The organism is Xanthobacter nonsaccharivorans (assembly GCF_043194755.2).
In the GTDB taxonomy this organism is placed as follows: Bacteria; Pseudomonadota; Alphaproteobacteria; order Rhizobiales; family Xanthobacteraceae; genus Xanthobacter; species Xanthobacter autotrophicus_G.
Genome location: NZ_CM195526.1, coordinates 2,778,683 through 2,794,338 on the forward strand (window position 1 = coordinate 2,778,683; position 15,656 = coordinate 2,794,338).

The window sequence follows — 15,656 nt, forward strand, 5'->3', positions numbered from 1 at the left end:
CAAGTCCTACCATAACAGGAGGCCCGCCGCCGGCTCGGCTGCTCCCCTCAGGAACACGACCCCGGCGGCGACAAGGGACGCCGCCGCAAATCCGTCGAGACGATCGAGCAGGCCGCCGTGGCCCGGGATGAGACGGCTGGCATCCTTCACGCCGGCACGCCGCTTCACCGCGGATTCCGCAAGGTCGCCCGCCTGGCTCACAATGCTGAGCAGCAGCGCCAGCCCGGCCAGCGGCACCAGCGACGGAAGCGCGGCGAAGGCCCCCACCCCCACCCCGGCGATGATTCCCGCGAGCGTGCCGCCGATGGCGCCCGACCATGTCTTGTTGGGAGAGACGCGCGGCCACAGCTTCGGCCCGCCCAGCGCGCGCCCGGTGAAATAGGCGAAGATATCGGTGGCCCACACGACCGCGCACAGGAACAGCACCGCGATCAGGCCCAGCGGCACGTCCCCCCGCAGGCCCACCACCGGCAGCGCGGCGCTCGCGGCGATCAGCACGCCGGAAATCGCCCACAAGCTCTGCCGCGGCACCGCCAGCGAGCTCCCCGCCGCCAGAAGCAGCACCAGGCTGAAGGCGAAGGACGGCATGCCCAGCACAGTCAGCGCGCCGCCGCCGGCGATGGCGAGCCCGCCCAGGGCAAAATAGGCCGGCCGTTGCTCGAGCCGGGCGAGATTGGCCCACTCGAAGAGAATTGCGAAGCCGGCCAGCACCCACAGGATCGCAAAGGGAAGCCCGCCCCAGACCGCCGCCGCGATCACGACCGGCACGAGGACGAGAGCAGAAAGCGTGCGATGCTTGAGATCCGCGCCGAAGTTCACGGGCATCAGGGTCCGGGGCACGCGGAGACGCCGCCGAACCTGCGGTCCCGGCGCGCATATTCGTCGATGGCGGCGATGAGTGCCGCCTTGTCGAAATCGGGCCAGTAGATGGGCAGGAAGACGAATTCCGAATAAGCCGCCTGCCACAGCAGGAAATTGGACAGGCGCTGCTCGCCGGAGGTGCGGATGATGAGATCCGGGTCGGGGATGCCGGCGGTCTCGAGCCGCTGGGAGATCATCTCCACGTCCACGTCCTGCGGCTTCAGCCGCCCCGCCACCACGTCCTGGGCGATGCGGGTGACGGCGGCGGCGATCTCCTGCCGCGAGCCGTAGTTGAACGCCACCACGAGGGTAAGCCCGGTGTTGGCGCGCGTGAGGTTCTCCGCCTCGGCGAGCAGGTCGCGGATGTCGCTGGAGAGGGACGCCCGCTCGCCGATCACCCGCACCTTCACGTTGGCGCGGTTCAGCTCGGCCAGGTCGTAGCGCAGGAACAGCTTCAGGAGCCGCATCAGCTCCGTTATCTCCCCCACCGGCCGTGACCAGTTTTCCGAGGAGAAGCTGTAGATGGTGAGATAGCGGATGCCCACCTCGCGGGCGGCGCGCACGCAGCGGCGCAGCGCCTCCACCCCGCGCCGATGCCCCTCCACCCGCGGCAGCTTGCGCGAGGTGGCCCAGCGCCCGTTGCCATCCATGATCACGCCCACATGCACGGGAACGACCGCCGGCGCCGGCTCCGGCGCATTGGCGTCGCTCTTCGCGGAGCGCAAGGACATGGCTTGCTCGGGACTCACTCAGCGCTCCTCAGACCGAAAGGATTTCCTTTTCCTTCTGGGCGAGCGTCTGGTCGACCTCGGCGATCGCCTCGTCGGTGGCCTTCTGCACGTCCTTGGACAGGCGCTCGAGTTCATCGGAACCCATCTCGCTGTCCTTTTCCAGCTTCTTCAGAAGGTCCATCCCGTCGCGACGCACATGCCGCACCGCCACCCGCGCGGCCTCGGCATACTTGTGCGCAACCTTCACGAGTTCCTGGCGCCGCTCCTGGTTGAGCTCGGGAATGCGCAGGCGCAGCACCTGACCTTCCGTCGCCGGATTGAGGCCGAGGTTGCTGTCGCGGATCGCCTTTTCCACCGCGTTCACCATGCCGCGGTCCCACACCTGCACCGAAAGCAGGCGTGCCTCCGGCACCGAGACCGTGGCCACCTGGTTCAGCGGCATGCGCGCGCCGTAGGCCTCCACCGTGATGGGATCGAGCAGGCTCGCGGAAGCGCGCCCGGTGCGCAACCCGCCCAGCTCGTTCCCGAGCACGCCGATCGCGCCCTGCATCCGGCGCTTGAGATCGGACATGTCGAAGGTCCCAGTCATGGCTATCCTCTGTCTGTTCTCGGGGCGCATTCCTTTCGCATGGAAACGGTTCTGTTTCCATGCCGACGCAAGGTTGCCCTCTCGTGATGTCTCGTCCGGCCCCGCACGGGTCGGCCCCGGCCAAGGCGCGGACGGTGGACCGGAGCAAGGCTCCGGAAACGACAGAGGGCGGCCGCAGGCCTGCGACCAGCCCTCGATTGCGCGGCCCAGATCCGCCCCATCCCCCGCCTATCCGATCCCGCGTCCGGAGCGGCCGGCGCGCACAGCGATCAGGGAGCGACGACGGTAACCCGGCCTTCGCCCTTGGCTGCCGTCGCGATCGCCCCCACCTCGCGAATGGAGAACACGATTATGGGCAACGCCGCCTCACGGGCAAGCGCGAACGCGGCCGCATCCATAACCTTGAGGTCGCGGGCGAGCGCCTCGTCATGGGTGATGCGGTCGTAGCGCGTGGCCGCAGGGTCGAGCTTGGGATCGGCGGTGTAGACGCCATCCACGTTGGTGGCCTTCAGCACCGCGTCGCAGTCGAGCTCCGCGGCGCGCAGCACCGCGCCCGTATCAGTGGTGAAGTAGGGATTGCCGGTGCCGCCGGTGAGCACCACGATGCGGCCGCGCCGCAGGTGCCGCATGGCCGGCTGGCGGGCGTAGGGCTCGCACACGGTCGGCATGGGAATGGCCGACAGGGTGCGGGCCGGCGCGCCGGCCGCCTCGATGGCCCGCTCCAGGGCGAGACCATTCATCACGGTGGCGAGCATGCCCATGTGGTCGGCGGTGGCGCGATCGAGATTCTCGTCCGCCACCCGCGCGCCGCGCAGGATGTTTCCGCCGCCCACCACGACCGCCACCTCGCAGCCGAGCGACCGCGCGGCGACCAGATCACGGGCGATGCGCGCCACGGTGGGAGGATGCAGGCCGAAGGGCTCCGAGCCCATGAGGGCTTCGCCGGAGACCTTCACCAGGATGCGGGGATAGGGGAGGCCCGGTGCCGCGAAGGGCACCGGAGGCTCCGGATAGTCCGAGTCGTCCGCGACGGAAGCGGCCATGGGAGCCCCCTGCCCGTTAAGGTCAGGACTGGCCGGCAGCAGCGGCCACTTCGGCCGCGAAGTCGGTCTCTTCCTTCTCGATGCCCTCTCCCAAAGCGTAGCGCACGAAGCCGGTGAGCTTGATCGGACCGCCGACCTGGCCCTCGGCCTCCTTCAGCACCTGGGAGACGGACTTGGAGCCGTCATGCACGAAGGCCTGGTCGAGGAGGGTGTTCTCCTTGAAGAAGCTCTTCATGCCGCTCTCGGCGATCTTGTCCTGCACGTTGGCGGGCTTGCCCTGGTGCTTCTCAAGCAGGATCGCCTTCTCGCGGGCGACGGTCTCGGCCGGGATGCCGGAGGCGTCGAGCGCCAGCGGGTTGAGCGCGGCCACGTGCATGGCGATCTGGCGGCCGAGGGTGGAGAGCTTCTCCACATCGCCCTCGGACTCCAGGGCGACGAGCACGCCGATGCGGCCCTGCCCCTCGACCACGGCGCCGTGCACGTAGGTGGCGATCACGCCCTTGGAGACGGTGAGCTTGACCGAGCGGCGCAGCGTCATGTTCTCGCCGATGGTGGCGATGAGCGCGGTGAGGCGGTCGGCGACACTGATCTCCTCGCCCGGGAACTTCGCGGCGGCGACGGCCTCGACGCTGCCGTCCGTGTTGAGGGCGACCTTGGCCACCTCACGCACGAAGGCCTGGAAGTCCGGGTTGCGGGCAACGAAGTCGGTCTCGGCGTTCACTTCCACCGCGGCGGCGTAGTGGCCGGACGACTCGACGGCGACGAGGCCCTCGGCGGCCACGCGGCCAGCCTTCTTGGCGGCCTTGGCGAGGCCCTTCTTGCGCAGCCAGTCGATGGCAGCCTCGACATCGCCATCCGTCTCGGTGAGCGCGGACTTGCAGTCCATCATGCCTGCGCCGGTCTTGTCGCGCAGTTCCTTCACGAGTCCGGCGGTGATCGCAGCCATGTTCAATCCCTTCTTCTCGCACCACGGCCGGCCACGGTGAGCCCGAGCCGGCCGTGGGGGCGCCCAAGCGCCCCATTACTCTCGATTCGTCTTCAGATCTGCGACAGAGGTCGCACCGCGCGAGATCACTCGACCTCGGCAGAAAGCTCCTTGGCCTGAGCCACCCAGCCGTCGACGCGGCCCGGCAGCCCCACCTCTTCGCCGATGCGATGGGCGTCCACCGCATCGAGGCCGGCAATCTGGCCAAAGTGGAACACGCCGAGGTCGTTCAGCTTCTGCTCGATCTCGGGGCTGACGCCCGTGAGCTTCTTCAGGTCGTCGGCGACACCGCGCGGACCGGACAGCGGCTCGAAGGACGACCACACGCTAGCCTCGACCGGGAGGTCCTCCACCAGCGGGGCCTCCTCGGCGCCGACGTCGAAGCCGAGGTCGGTGTGGCCGCGGCCGATGCCGTCGATGGCGGCGCGCGCCACGAGGTCGCAATAGAGCTGGATGGCGCGGCCGGCGTCATCGTTGCCGGGAACCGGGAAGGCGATGCCGTCCGGATCGCAATTGGTGTCGAGAATGGCAGCCACCGGAATGCCGAGGCGCTGGGCCTCCTTCACGGCGATGTCTTCCTTGTTCGTGTCGATCACGAACAGCAGGTCCGGCAGGCCGCCCATGTCGCGGATGCCGCCGAGCGCCTTGTCCAGCTTCTCCTTCTCGCGGGAGAGGGTCAGGCGCTCCTTCTTGGTGTAGCCGGAGCCGGCCTCGGGACCAGCCAGCATCTCCTCCAGCTTCTTCAGCCGGGCGATGGAGTTGGAGATGGTCTTCCAGTTGGTGAGCATGCCGCCGAGCCAGCGGGAGTTCACATAATACTGGGCGGAGCGGCGGGCGGCATCCGCCACCTGCTCCTGGGCCTGGCGCTTGGTGCCGACGAACAGCACGCGGCCGCCCTGGGCCACCGTGTCGGAGACGGCCTGCAGCGCGCGATGCAGCGCGGGCACGGTCTGCGACAGGTCGAGGATGTGAATGTTGTTGCGAACGCCGAAGATGTACGGAGCCATCTTGGGGTTCCAGCGGTGGGACTGATGTCCGAAGTGCACGCCAGCCTCGAGAAGCTGACGCATCGAATAATCGGGAAGAGCCACGTGGTAATCTCCGGTTGAGCCTCCGCGGACGTACCCTTCAGCCAATGGCAAAGGGCACCGGATGGCCGACATGGCCGTGTCCGCGTGCGGAATGGGTGGGGCACATACACGAGAGGGCCCGCCGAGGCAAGAGCAGCACCCCGCGGCGGGCCGGGAGAACCTCCGGAAGCGGAGGCGGGACGGGAGCGCGGGGGCGGAAACGCCCCTGCCCTCACCCGCCGGAGCGCTGGCGCTCCTCCTCGACCAGTTCCTTCTTGGAGAGCTTGCCCACCACGCTCTTGGGCAGGCTCTCGCGAATCTCCACCGCCTTGGGCATCTCGATCTTGGAGATCTGGGCGGAGAGGAAGCTCATGAGCTCGTCGGGGCTCGTCTCGCTGTCCTGGCGCAGGGTCACGAAGGCCTTCGGGGCCTGTCCGCGGTAAGTATCTGGGATGCCGATGGCCACCGCCTCCGCCACGGCGGGATGGAGGTAGAGGGCCTCCTCGATCACCCGTGGATAAACATTATATCCGCCGCACAGGATCACGTCCTTGATGCGGTCGACGAGGAAGAGGTAGCCGTCCGGGTCCATATACCCCACGTCACCGGTCCGCAGCGCTCCGTCGATGAAGGCCATGGCGGTCTCGTCGGGGCGGCCGTAGTAGCCCTTCATCACCTGCGGGCCACGCACGCAGACCTCGCCCTTCTCCCCCACCCCGAGGATGCGGGAGGGGTCTGCGAGGTCGCGAATCTCGATGACCGTCTGCGGCAGCGCCGTCCCCACCGAGCCGCCCTTCACCAGGCCGAGCGGCGGATTGGCGGTGACGACGGGGGACGTTTCCGAAAGACCGTATCCTTCGACCAGCATGCAGCCCGTGAGCTGCTGGAAGCGGTCGCGCACGTCCATGGGCAGCGGCGCCCCGCCCGAGATGCACAGCGTGAGCGAGGACAGGTCCCGCCTGTCGATATGCGGCACCTGATTGATGGCGCCATAGATGGTCGGCACCCCGGGGAACATGGTGGGCTTTTCCCGCTCGATGGTGTCGAGCAGGTCGTTGAGCTGGAAGCGCGGCAGCAGGACGATCTCCGCCCCGAGGCAGATGGGAATCAGCATCACCGTCTGCATGGCGAAGACGTGGAACAGCGGCAGCACGCCCAGCACCCGCTTCACGCCGATGCGTTCGCAGTCCGCATGAACGATGAGCTGGTGCGTGTTGGCAGAGACATTGGCGTGGGTGAGCATCGCCCCCTTGGGAACGCCGGTGGTGCCGCCCGTATATTGCAGCACCGCGATGTCCTCGGCCGGGTTCACCTCCACCGGCTGCGGTCGCGCGCCATGCTTCAGCAGGGCGGCGTAGGGAAGATGCAGTCCGTCGCCGGGCGAGTAGACTGCCTTTTCCTTGCGCTTGAAGAGGTTGAACAGGAGCCCCTTCATGAAGGGCAGGATGCCCGTCATGGGGCAGACGATGATGGACTTCAGCCCCGCTTCCTGCGCCACCGCCACGACACGGGAATGGATGAGCTTCAGGTCGGGCACCACCATGAAGGTCGTGCCCGAATCGCGGATCTGGTGCCTCAGCTCGCGCTCCACATAGAGCGGCGAGAAGTTCACCACCGTACCGCCCGCCTTCATCACGGCGAAAAAGAAGATCACAGAATAAGGCGTGTTGGGCAGGCACAGGCCCACCTTGGTGCCCTTGTGCACGCCATGCGCCTGGAGGCCGGCGGCGACCGTGTCCACCGCCGCGCCCAGCTCGGCGTAGGTCCACTTGCGGCCGAAGAAGCTCAGCGCGGAGCGCTCTCCATATTCGGCAACGCTGAGATCGAGAAGCTCGGGCACCGGCGAGATCGCCACGGCGCCGCCATCCGTGCGATGGAGCATGAACGTCCCTCCTTCTGCCGGCGCTCTTGTGATTGTCTTGGCTCGCGCGCGGCAGGGCTGATCTGTGACCCTAGGTCATGTATCTTGCGGCGCAATTGCGCCCTTCTCGCGATGCTCCGGCGCCACCGCCGATGCGAGCCGGGGGCGGCCATGACGCCCGCCGCCCACCGCCGGAGCCCTGCGGGCGCACGCTTCCCGACCCCCGCCTGGGAAGCGTGCGCGCCGGCAGCACTCACTTGGTGATGAGCGCGGCCTCGGTGGTGGCGCCGAACTTGTAGCGCAGCGCCACCGAAACGATGTCCACGTAGCCGTCGCTGACCTGACCAATCAGCGAGCCGCGCGTCACGTTGGCCGGATCGGTGGGCAAAAGGGTGATGGGGCTCGTCTCGCCGAAGATATGGCTGTAGGCGAAATCCATCGAGAACTGCTGCGTGAAGTTGTAGGTGAAGCCGCCCGAGAGCCACAGCCGGTTGGTATCCGGCAGGCGCGGCGAGCGCGTGTCGTCCGGCACCGGCGTCAGCTCGTAGGCGAGGCCGGCGCGCAGGGCGAGCTTCGGATCCCACTGGTATTCGACGCCGCCGGAGAAGAACCAGCCGTCGTTCCACTTGAGGTCGAGCGTGCTCTGCCCGGCCGCGGAGCTGACGACCAGCTGCTGCACCGTGGACCAGTTGGTCCATTCCACCGTTCCGAGCAGCGTCCACTGCGGGGTGACCTGCGAGCGGAACGAGGCCGTCACCTGGTCCGGCAGGGTGAGAGGCGCGGTCGCCGACAGAGGCGGAATCACCTGGCCGCGGCCACTGAGACCCAGTTGGCCGGTGATGGTCTGATCGATGAAGGAGCGATACCCGATGCCGAGGGTGGTGCCCGGAGCGAGGGTGAACAGCGCGCCGAGGTTGAAGCCGAAGCCGTAATCCTCTCCCTCGACCTGACTGTAGCCGGAGACCACGATGGGCGGCATCGCCGGCACCACGCCCAGCACCTGGGCGCCGGTGAGCTTCGCCTCGATGTAGTTGACGTTCACGCCGGCGCCCAGGGTCAGCCAGTCGTTGACCCTGTAGGCCACCGAGCCCTGGACGTTCACGTCGAAGATGCGGTTGTAGCAGCCATAGTAGCGACCGGACCAATTGCAGGTCGCATCGGTGACGAGGCCGTAGGGCGAGGTGATGCCGACGCCCACCGCCCACTTGTCCCAGGCATAGGAGGCGTAGCCGGTCGGCAGGGTGCCGTTGTCGACGATGTCGCCCACCCCGAGGTTGCCGAGGTTGGCCCCGGTGATGGGGGCGCCGGCGCTGAACACGTCCACGGACGCGTGCGGCGCAATATAGGTGATGTTCTGCTCGACGCTCAGTCCCGGCGTGAAGCTCAGGGCCGCCGGGTTCCAGAACATGGAGGCGAGGCCCTCGCCACCCGCCGCGTTACCGGCGAATGCCGTGCCCTGATAATAGGAACTCTGCTCCCGCAGGCCGAATCCGCCAGCCTGCGCCCCGCCCGCCGCCATGACGACGACCGGCATGGCAAGCACTGGCGCCGCCCGCACAGCCCACTTGCGCAGTGTCATGAGCCTAAGCCTCCTCCAAAGTTTCCTCAGGGCCCCGGCACGCTGCGGTGCACTATAGGTTTTTATGGTGCCCTATACGTCACCCAGAATGCCTATTGGACGAAGCCCGTCAACTGCCATCTTTCTACCTTAATCCAATTCCGCACCGGAACCCGAAAGGCGTTGCATCGCAGCCACAGATACCTACTTCCAGTGGTGCCGGCCCACCATGGCCAAGGACGAATCCCGCCCTCTCGCCGCACGGTGCAGGGTAGGGACGGATGGCGGCGGCCGCAAACCGCAAATCGCGACAAGCCCGCATGAAACATGGGCCTTGGCGAAGCGGTGTCTGCGATGAAGAGGGGCTTGCGCCGGTGGTCAAAGCATGTATCTTCGGGGCGAGTGATTGACGTATAGGTGAACACGTGGCATCCACAGGCAAGCGAGGCAGCGCCGCTGCTCTGACGGACACCTTCTTCACGGTCACCGAGCTGGCGCGCGACCTTGCGGTCACGCCCCGCACCATTCGATTCTACGAGGACAAAGGCCTGATCGCCCCGCGCCGGGCGGGCACCATGCGCGTCTACACCAAGCGCGACCGGGCCCGCATGTCGATCATCCTGCGCGGCAAGCGCCTCGGCTTTTCGCTGCGCGAGATCAAGGATTACCTCGACCTCTACGACATGGATCCCACCCAGTCCGAGCAGATCAAGATGCTGCTCAAGAAGGTCCACGTCCGCCTTGAAATGCTTGAGGACCAGCGCCTCGCGCTGGAGGAGACCATCGTCGAGCTGAAGGACATCGAGGAGCAGGCCCTGTCTGCTCTCTCGCAGGAAGCGGCCGAGAAGAAAGCCGCCGGATAAGGCCTGAAGCCAGGCCGCGCCCCCGCCCGTTGCCACTTCGGCGGGGACAAATGACAGACAGGCAGGAGAGCCCATGCAAAACGTTGTGATTGCGGGCTACGCCCGCTCGCCGTTCACCCTTGCCAAGAAGGGTGAGCTTGCGCGTGTGCGCCCGGACGACCTCGCCGCCCAGGTGGTGGCCGATCTCGTCGCCCGCACCGGGGTGAAGGTGGAGGACATCGAGGACCTCATCGTCGGCTGCGCCTTCCCGGAGGCCGAGCAGGGCTTCAATGTCGCCCGCCTCATCGGCATGATCGCCGGCCTGCCGGAAAGCGTTGCGGGCGTGACGCTGAACCGCTTCTGCGGCTCCTCCATGCAGTCGGTGCACATGGCCGCGGGCCAGATCCAGCTGGGCGCCGGCGAGGCGTTCATCTGCGCCGGCATCGAGAGCATGAGCCGCGTGCCCATGACCGGCTTCAACCCCATGCCCAACCCGGCGCTCTACAAGAAGATGCCGCAGGCCTACATGGGCATGGGCGAGACTGCCGAGAACGTCGCCGCCAAGTGGCAGATCACCCGCGCCGACCAGGACGCCTTCGCGCTGAAGAGCCATGAGAAGGCAACGAAGGCCGAGGCCGAGGGCCGGTTCAAGGACGAGATCGTCGCCATCCATGTGAACGGCAAGGTCAACAAGAGCGTCGACCAGGACGGCTGCATCCGCCGCGATGCCACGCTGGAAGCCTTGTCCAGCCTCAAGCCCGCCTTCGACGAGAACGGCACGGTGACCGCCGGCACCTCCTCCCCGCTCACCGATGGCGCCTCGGCGGTGCTGGTCTGCTCGGAGGATTATGCCCTGCGCAACGGCCTCTCCCCCCTCGCCCGGATCAAGGCGGTGGCGGTGGCGGGGTGTGCGCCGGAGATCATGGGAATCGGCCCGGTCGCGGCCACCAGGAAGGCGCTAAGCCGTTCCGGCATCGACATTTCCGAGATCGACGTGGTGGAGCTGAACGAGGCCTTCGCCTCCCAGGCGCTCGCCTGCCAGCGCGAGCTCGGGATCAGGGACGAGACCCTCAACCTCGACGGCGGCGCCATCGCGCTCGGCCACCCGCTCGGCGCCACCGGCGCCCGCATCGTCGGCAAGGCGGCGTCGCTGCTGAAGCGGGAAGGCGGGAAATATGCCCTCGCCACCCAGTGCATCGGCGGCGGACAGGGCATCGCCACCGTCCTCGAGCGCGTCTGAGGAGGGGCGGATGGGCATCGAGACCTTCGGCACCATCGACGGCTCCGGCATCAAGAAGGTGGCCGTCATCGGCGCCGGCGTCATGGGCGCCGGCATCGCCGCCCACGTGGCCAATGCGGGGGTGGAAGTCCTCCTCCTCGACATCGTCCCGGAGGGCGCCGCGAACCGCAACGCCATCGCCGACAAGGCCGTGGAAAAGCTCCTGAAATCCGATCCCGCGGCCTTCATGTCCAAGGCCGCGGCGAAGCTGGTGAAGACCGGCAACATCGAGGACGACCTCGGCGCGCTCGCCACCTGCGACTGGATCGTCGAGGCGGTCATCGAACGTCTCGATATCAAGCAGGCGCTGTATCAGAAGATCGAGGGGGCCCGCCGGCCGGGGTCCGCGGTATCCTCTAATACCTCCACCATCCCCCTTGCCGACCTCACGGCGGGGATGCCGGAGAGCTTCAAGCGCGACTTCCTCATCACCCACTTCTTCAACCCGCCGCGCTACATGCGCCTCCTGGAGATCGTCGCCGGGCCGCAGACCCATCCGGAGACGGTCGCCGCGGTATCCCGCTTCGCCGATGTGAAGCTGGGCAAGACGGTGGTCACCTGCAAGGACACCCCCGGCTTCATCGCCAACCGGCTCGGCACCTACTGGCTGCAGCTGGCGGTGGGCGAGGCGTTCGCCCTGGGCCTCAAGGTGGAGGATGCGGATGCGGTCATGGGCCGGCCGTTCGGCTTCCCCAAGACCGGCGTGTTCGGCCTCATCGACCTCGTGGGCCTCGATCTCATGCCCCACGTCCAGGGCTCGCTGAAGCGCGCCCTCCCCGCCTCGGACCCCTTCCACGCCACGCTCCGGGACGAGCCGCTGATCGCGAAGATGATCGAGACCGGCTACACCGGCCGCAAGGGCAAGGGCGGCTTCTACCGCCTCAACCGCGCGGACGGCGGCAAGCTCAAGGAGGCCATCGACCTCTCAACGGGCGAGTACCGGCCGCAGGTGAAGGCCGCCGTGGCGGAGCTGGAGGATGGCGGGGGCAAGGACCTCTTCGCCCTCCTCTCCTCCGAGGGCGTGGCCGGCCGCTACGCCCGCTCGGTGATGGCGCGGACGCTGGCCTATGCCGCCCGCCTCGTGCCGGAGGCGGCCGACGACATCGTGGCGATCGATGACGCCATGAAGCTCGGCTACAATTGGAAACTCGGCCCCTTCGAGCTGATCGACAAGATCGGCGCCGCCCGCCTCATCGGCCTCCTGAAGGCCGATGGCGTCACGGTCCCTGCCCTGCTGGCGCTGGCCGCCGACACCCCCTTCTACCGGGTGGAGAACGGCGCCCGCCAATATCTCGGCGCCGATGGCGCCTACCGCGACATCGTGCGGCCCGAGGGCGTGCTGCTGCTGGCCGACATCAAGCTCAAGTCCCAGCCGCTCCTGAAGAATGGCTCGGCGGCCCTGTGGGACATCAGCGACGGGGTGGTGTGCCTGGAGTTCACCTCCAAGGGCAATTCCCTGGACGAGGGCATCATCACGCTGCTCGCCAAGGCGCTGAAGCTCGTAAAGGACAAGTACAAGGCGCTCGTCATCTATAACGAGGGCTCGAACTTCTCCGTGGGCGCGAATCTCGGCCTTGCCCTGTTCGCCTGCAACATCGGCGCCTTCGGCGAGGTGGAGAAGCTGGTCGCCACCGGCCAGAAGACCTACCAGGACATGAAGTACGCCCCCTTCCCCGTGGTGGCCGCGCCCTCGGGCATGGCGCTCGGCGGCGGGTGCGAGATCCTGCTCCATGCCAGCGCCGTGCAGGCCCATGCGGAAAGCTATATCGGGCTGGTCGAATGCGGCGTCGGCGTGCTCCCGGCCTGGGGCGGCTGCACCGCCATGCTGGAGCGCTGGGCCTTCGACCCCAAGTTCCCCAAGGGGCCCATGCCAGCGCCCTCCAAGGTGTTCGAGACGGTCTCCACCGCCACGGTCGCCAAGTCCGCCGCCGAGGCCAAGGAACTGAAGTTCCTGCGCGAGAGCGACGGCATCACCATGAACCGCGACCGCCTGCTGGCCGACGCCAAGGCGAAGGCCCTCGCCATGGTGGATGGCTACCAGCCGCCCAAGCCAGTGGAGTTCTTCCTGCCCGGCCCCACCGGCAAGGTGGCCATGGACATGGCGGTGGAAGGCTTCGCCAGGCGCGGCCTCGCCACGAAGCATGACAAGGTGGTGTCCGGCGTGCTCGCCGAGGTGCTCACGGGCGGCGATGCCGACCATATCCAGCCGGTGAAGGCCGAGCGGGTGCTGGAGCTGGAGCGGGAAGGCTTCATGAAGCTGCTGCGCACCAACGCCACGCTGGACCGCATCGAGCACATCCTCGAAACCGGCCGGCCGCTCAGGAACTGAGGAGAGGCGCCATGCGACTGTGGGCTTCTGCTGCCGTTGCCTTTCTGGCCCTCACGGGTCCGGTGGCCGCGCAGCAGGGTGCCCCGGCGGGCCTGCCGCTGCCGCCGGAGCAGATGCGGCAGGAGTTCGCCATGATCCAGGCGGCCCACAAGGCCGGATCGCCCCTGGACCCCGCATCGCGGTTCCATCGGCTCGCCGGCGAAGAGGCCACGCGCCTCGTCGCCGGCAGGCGGTGGACATTCGTAACGCTGCACGTGGAAGCCCACTTTGATTTCTTCGACGACGGTCGCCTGCGGGTGACCAATCTGCCCTCCCAGCTGTTCGGACTACCCGAGACAGTGCGGACAGGGACATGGACGGTGGAGGGCGACGCGCTCTGCCTCGTCTTCGAGACCCAGGGCGGCACGGCCGATCGCTCGTGCATGCTCGGCTATGGGCTCGGCAATTACGTTCTGCTCGGAGCCAACGGCGACAACAGCCCGGCGGCGAGGAACCGAGCCATGGCTGGAACCCTTTTGTCGCCCGGGGCCATCCCCGACTGATCGTTCGCCGCAAGGCCTTGCCGTATCAATGTGCCGCATCAAGCGGCGTTCAAAAACGAGACCCAATAAGTTCGGGAGCCCAACGCCATGCAGGTCTACACCCCCCCGCTCCGCGACATGCGCTTCGTGCTGCATGAGCTGCACGGCAGCGAGCAGCTCAGCACCCTCAAGGGCCTGGAGGAGGTCACCCCCGACCTCATCGACGCCGTGCTGGAGGAGGCCGGCAAGCTGGTGGTGGAGGTGCTCGCGCCCCTCAACCAGTCCGGCGACCTCGAGGGCTGCACCTATGAGAATGGCGTGGTGCGCACCCCGAAGGGCTTCAAGGAGGCCTACACGGCGTTCCGCGAAGGCGGCTGGAACGGCATCGCCTGCGATCCGAAATATGGCGGCCAGGGCCTGCCGGCCAGCGTGAACAAGCTGGTGGAGGAGATGCTCTGCTCCGGCAACCTCGCCTTCGGCATCTGCCCCGGCCTCACCCACGGCGCCTACCAGGCGCTGAAGGCCTATGCCTCGGACGAGCTGAAGGAGCGCTTCCTGCCGAAGATGGTGGACGGCATCTGGTCCGGCTCCATGTGCCTCACCGAGCCCCAGTGCGGCACCGACCTCGGCCTCGTGCGCACCAAGGCGGAGCCGCAGGCGGATGGCAGCTACAAGATCACCGGCAACAAGATCTTCATCTCCGCCGGCGAGCAGGACATGACGGAGAACATCGTCCATCTCGTCCTCGCCCGCCTGCCGGACGCGCCCAAGGGCATCAAGGGCATCTCGCTCTTCCTGGTGCCGAAGTTCCTGCCGAAGGAGGATGGCTCGGTGGGCCCGCGCAATGGCGTGCTGTGCACCGGCATCGAGCACAAGATGGGCATCCACGGCTCGTCCACCTGCCAGATGTCGTTCGACGAGGCCACCGGCTGGCTGGTGGGCGAGCCCCACAAGGGCATGCGCGCCATGTTCGCCATGATGAACTCGGAGCGCCTCTCCGTGGGCACGCAGGGCCTCGGCCTCGGCGAGGCGGCCTATCAGGCGGCGGTGGTCTATGCGAAGGAGCGCCTGCAGGGTCGCGCCCTTTCCGGCGCCAAGCACCCGGACAAGCCGGCCGACCCCATCATCGTGCATCCGGACGTGCGCCGGACTCTGATGACCATGCGCGCCTACAACGAGGGCTGCCGCGCGCTCGCCGGCTGGGTGGCGCGGGCCCTGGACCTGATGGAGCGTTCGCAGGACCCGGAGGAGCGCCAGCAGGCCGAGGACTTCACGGCGCTGATGACCCCCATCGTGAAGGCGCTGTTCACCGACCTCGGCTTTGCCATCACCTCCATGGGCATGCAGGTCTATGGCGGGCACGGCTACATCCGCGACCACGGCATGGAGCAGTATGTGCGCGACGCGCGCATCGCCATGATCTACGAGGGCACCAACGGCGTGCAGGCGCTGGACCTCGTGGGCCGCAAGCTGCCGGCGCACATGGGGCGCTACCTGCGCTCCTTCTTCCACCCGGTGCTCAACTACATCGACGCCAAGCTCGACGACGAGAACCTCGGCCCGCTGGTGGGCCCGCTCGGCAAGGCGTTCGGCGCGCTCCAGCTCGCCACCGCGCACATCGCCGAGAAGGGCCTGAAGGACCCCGAGGAGGCCGGCGCCGCGGCCACCGAATACCTGCGCCTGTTCGGCCTGGTGGCGCTCGGCTACATGTGGGTGCGCATGGCGGAGGTGGCCTACGAGAAGCGCGTCTCCAACCCGGACGACGCCGCCTTCTACGACGCCAAGATCACCACCGCCCGCTTCTTCATCGAGAAGCTGCTGCCGGAGGTGGCGGCCCTGTGGGGTTCCATCAAGGCCGGCAAGGGGTCCATGATGGCGCTCGACGAAGCGATGTTCTGAATGCGCCGCCGGCCGTGCCCCGGCCGGACGGTGCGGTCCCGGGCCGGCCCGCCACAGGCGGGGGGTCCCGGGATGCGTGTCAGGGCTT

The 15,656-nt window shown here is 67.7% G+C and carries 13 protein-coding genes; 5 read left to right on the forward strand and 8 right to left on the reverse strand.

Annotation, left to right across the window (positions count from 1 at the left end; translation table 11 throughout):
- Nucleotides 1–6 precede the first annotated feature (6 nt).
- From V5F59_RS12750 to V5F59_RS12785, 8 genes are all read right to left on the reverse strand, one after another.
- The gene (locus tag V5F59_RS12750) at nucleotides 7–840 is read right to left on the reverse strand and encodes a phosphatidate cytidylyltransferase (RefSeq protein ID WP_393977921.1); all 834 of its coding nucleotides are present in this window, start codon (nucleotides 838–840) and stop codon (nucleotides 7–9) included.
- Nucleotides 825–1,592 (reverse strand): isoprenyl transferase, encoded by a 768-nt coding sequence (locus V5F59_RS12755; protein ID WP_393977923.1) that lies wholly within the window; start codon nucleotides 1,590–1,592, stop codon nucleotides 825–827. Before V5F59_RS12755 ends, V5F59_RS12750 begins: the two co-directional genes overlap by 16 nt.
- Nucleotides 1,593–1,620: 28 nt before the next feature.
- Nucleotides 1,621–2,181 carry a ribosome recycling factor gene (frr, locus tag V5F59_RS12760; protein WP_393977925.1) on the reverse strand — a complete coding sequence of 187 codons (561 nt, stop codon included), beginning with the start codon at nucleotides 2,179–2,181 and terminating at the stop codon, nucleotides 1,621–1,623.
- A gap of 269 nt (nucleotides 2,182–2,450) precedes the next feature.
- Complete coding sequence (gene pyrH, locus V5F59_RS12765; protein WP_393977927.1) at nucleotides 2,451–3,224, reverse strand: UMP kinase; 774 nt, start codon at nucleotides 3,222–3,224, stop codon at nucleotides 2,451–2,453.
- 22 nt (nucleotides 3,225–3,246) lie between these two features.
- Nucleotides 3,247–4,170 (reverse strand): translation elongation factor Ts, encoded by a 924-nt coding sequence (gene tsf, locus V5F59_RS12770; protein ID WP_393977929.1) that lies wholly within the window; start codon nucleotides 4,168–4,170, stop codon nucleotides 3,247–3,249.
- 125 nt (nucleotides 4,171–4,295) lie between these two features.
- The gene (locus V5F59_RS12775) at nucleotides 4,296–5,300 is read right to left on the reverse strand and encodes a 30S ribosomal protein S2 (protein WP_393977931.1); all 1,005 of its coding nucleotides are present in this window, start codon (nucleotides 5,298–5,300) and stop codon (nucleotides 4,296–4,298) included.
- Nucleotides 5,301–5,511: 211 nt separating this feature from the next.
- Nucleotides 5,512–7,161: a long-chain-fatty-acid--CoA ligase gene (locus V5F59_RS12780; protein ID WP_393977933.1), complete on the reverse strand. Its 1,650-nt coding sequence runs from the start codon at nucleotides 7,159–7,161 to the stop codon at nucleotides 5,512–5,514.
- A gap of 232 nt (nucleotides 7,162–7,393) precedes the next feature.
- Complete coding sequence (locus V5F59_RS12785) at nucleotides 7,394–8,719, reverse strand: OmpP1/FadL family transporter (RefSeq protein WP_393977935.1); 1,326 nt, start codon at nucleotides 8,717–8,719, stop codon at nucleotides 7,394–7,396.
- Nucleotides 8,720–9,123: 404 nt separating this feature from the next.
- Between V5F59_RS12785 and V5F59_RS12790 the strand changes: the two genes are divergently transcribed.
- From V5F59_RS12790 to V5F59_RS12810, 5 genes are all read left to right on the forward strand, one after another.
- Nucleotides 9,124–9,561, forward strand: coding sequence for a MerR family transcriptional regulator (locus V5F59_RS12790; protein ID WP_393977937.1), 438 nt, complete (start codon nucleotides 9,124–9,126; stop codon nucleotides 9,559–9,561).
- A gap of 73 nt (nucleotides 9,562–9,634) precedes the next feature.
- Nucleotides 9,635–10,780: a thiolase family protein gene (locus V5F59_RS12795; protein ID WP_393977939.1), complete on the forward strand. Its 1,146-nt coding sequence runs from the start codon at nucleotides 9,635–9,637 to the stop codon at nucleotides 10,778–10,780.
- A gap of 10 nt (nucleotides 10,781–10,790) precedes the next feature.
- Nucleotides 10,791–13,148 (forward strand): 3-hydroxyacyl-CoA dehydrogenase/enoyl-CoA hydratase family protein, encoded by a 2,358-nt coding sequence (locus V5F59_RS12800; protein WP_393977941.1) that lies wholly within the window; start codon nucleotides 10,791–10,793, stop codon nucleotides 13,146–13,148.
- A gap of 11 nt (nucleotides 13,149–13,159) precedes the next feature.
- On the forward strand, nucleotides 13,160–13,690 hold the full coding sequence (locus tag V5F59_RS12805; protein ID WP_393977943.1) for a hypothetical protein: 531 nt from the start codon (nucleotides 13,160–13,162) through the stop codon (nucleotides 13,688–13,690).
- Between the two features lie 87 nt (nucleotides 13,691–13,777).
- Nucleotides 13,778–15,568: an acyl-CoA dehydrogenase C-terminal domain-containing protein gene (locus V5F59_RS12810; RefSeq protein WP_393977945.1), complete on the forward strand. Its 1,791-nt coding sequence runs from the start codon at nucleotides 13,778–13,780 to the stop codon at nucleotides 15,566–15,568.
- Nucleotides 15,569–15,656: the final 88 nt, after the last annotated feature.

Excerpts from the sequence above, each read along its gene's own strand:
- V5F59_RS12805 (WP_393977943.1), top strand. The coding sequence starts at position 13,160 with ATGCGACTGTGGGCTTCTGCTGCCGTTGCCTTTCTGGCCCTCACGGGT.
- V5F59_RS12780 (WP_393977933.1), bottom strand. The coding sequence starts at position 7,161 with ATGCTCCATCGCACGGATGGCGGCGCCGTGGCGATCTCGCCGGTGCCC.
- pyrH (WP_393977927.1), bottom strand. The coding sequence starts at position 3,224 with ATGGCCGCTTCCGTCGCGGACGACTCGGACTATCCGGAGCCTCCGGTG.
- V5F59_RS12755 (WP_393977923.1), bottom strand. The coding sequence starts at position 1,592 with ATGTCCTTGCGCTCCGCGAAGAGCGACGCCAATGCGCCGGAGCCGGCG.
- V5F59_RS12795 (WP_393977939.1), top strand. The coding sequence starts at position 9,635 with ATGCAAAACGTTGTGATTGCGGGCTACGCCCGCTCGCCGTTCACCCTT.
- V5F59_RS12810 (WP_393977945.1), top strand. The coding sequence starts at position 13,778 with ATGCAGGTCTACACCCCCCCGCTCCGCGACATGCGCTTCGTGCTGCAT.
- tsf (WP_393977929.1), bottom strand. The coding sequence starts at position 4,170 with ATGGCTGCGATCACCGCCGGACTCGTGAAGGAACTGCGCGACAAGACC.
- V5F59_RS12785 (WP_393977935.1), bottom strand. The coding sequence starts at position 8,719 with ATGACACTGCGCAAGTGGGCTGTGCGGGCGGCGCCAGTGCTTGCCATG.
- V5F59_RS12800 (WP_393977941.1), top strand. The coding sequence starts at position 10,791 with ATGGGCATCGAGACCTTCGGCACCATCGACGGCTCCGGCATCAAGAAG.
- frr (WP_393977925.1), bottom strand. The coding sequence starts at position 2,181 with ATGACTGGGACCTTCGACATGTCCGATCTCAAGCGCCGGATGCAGGGC.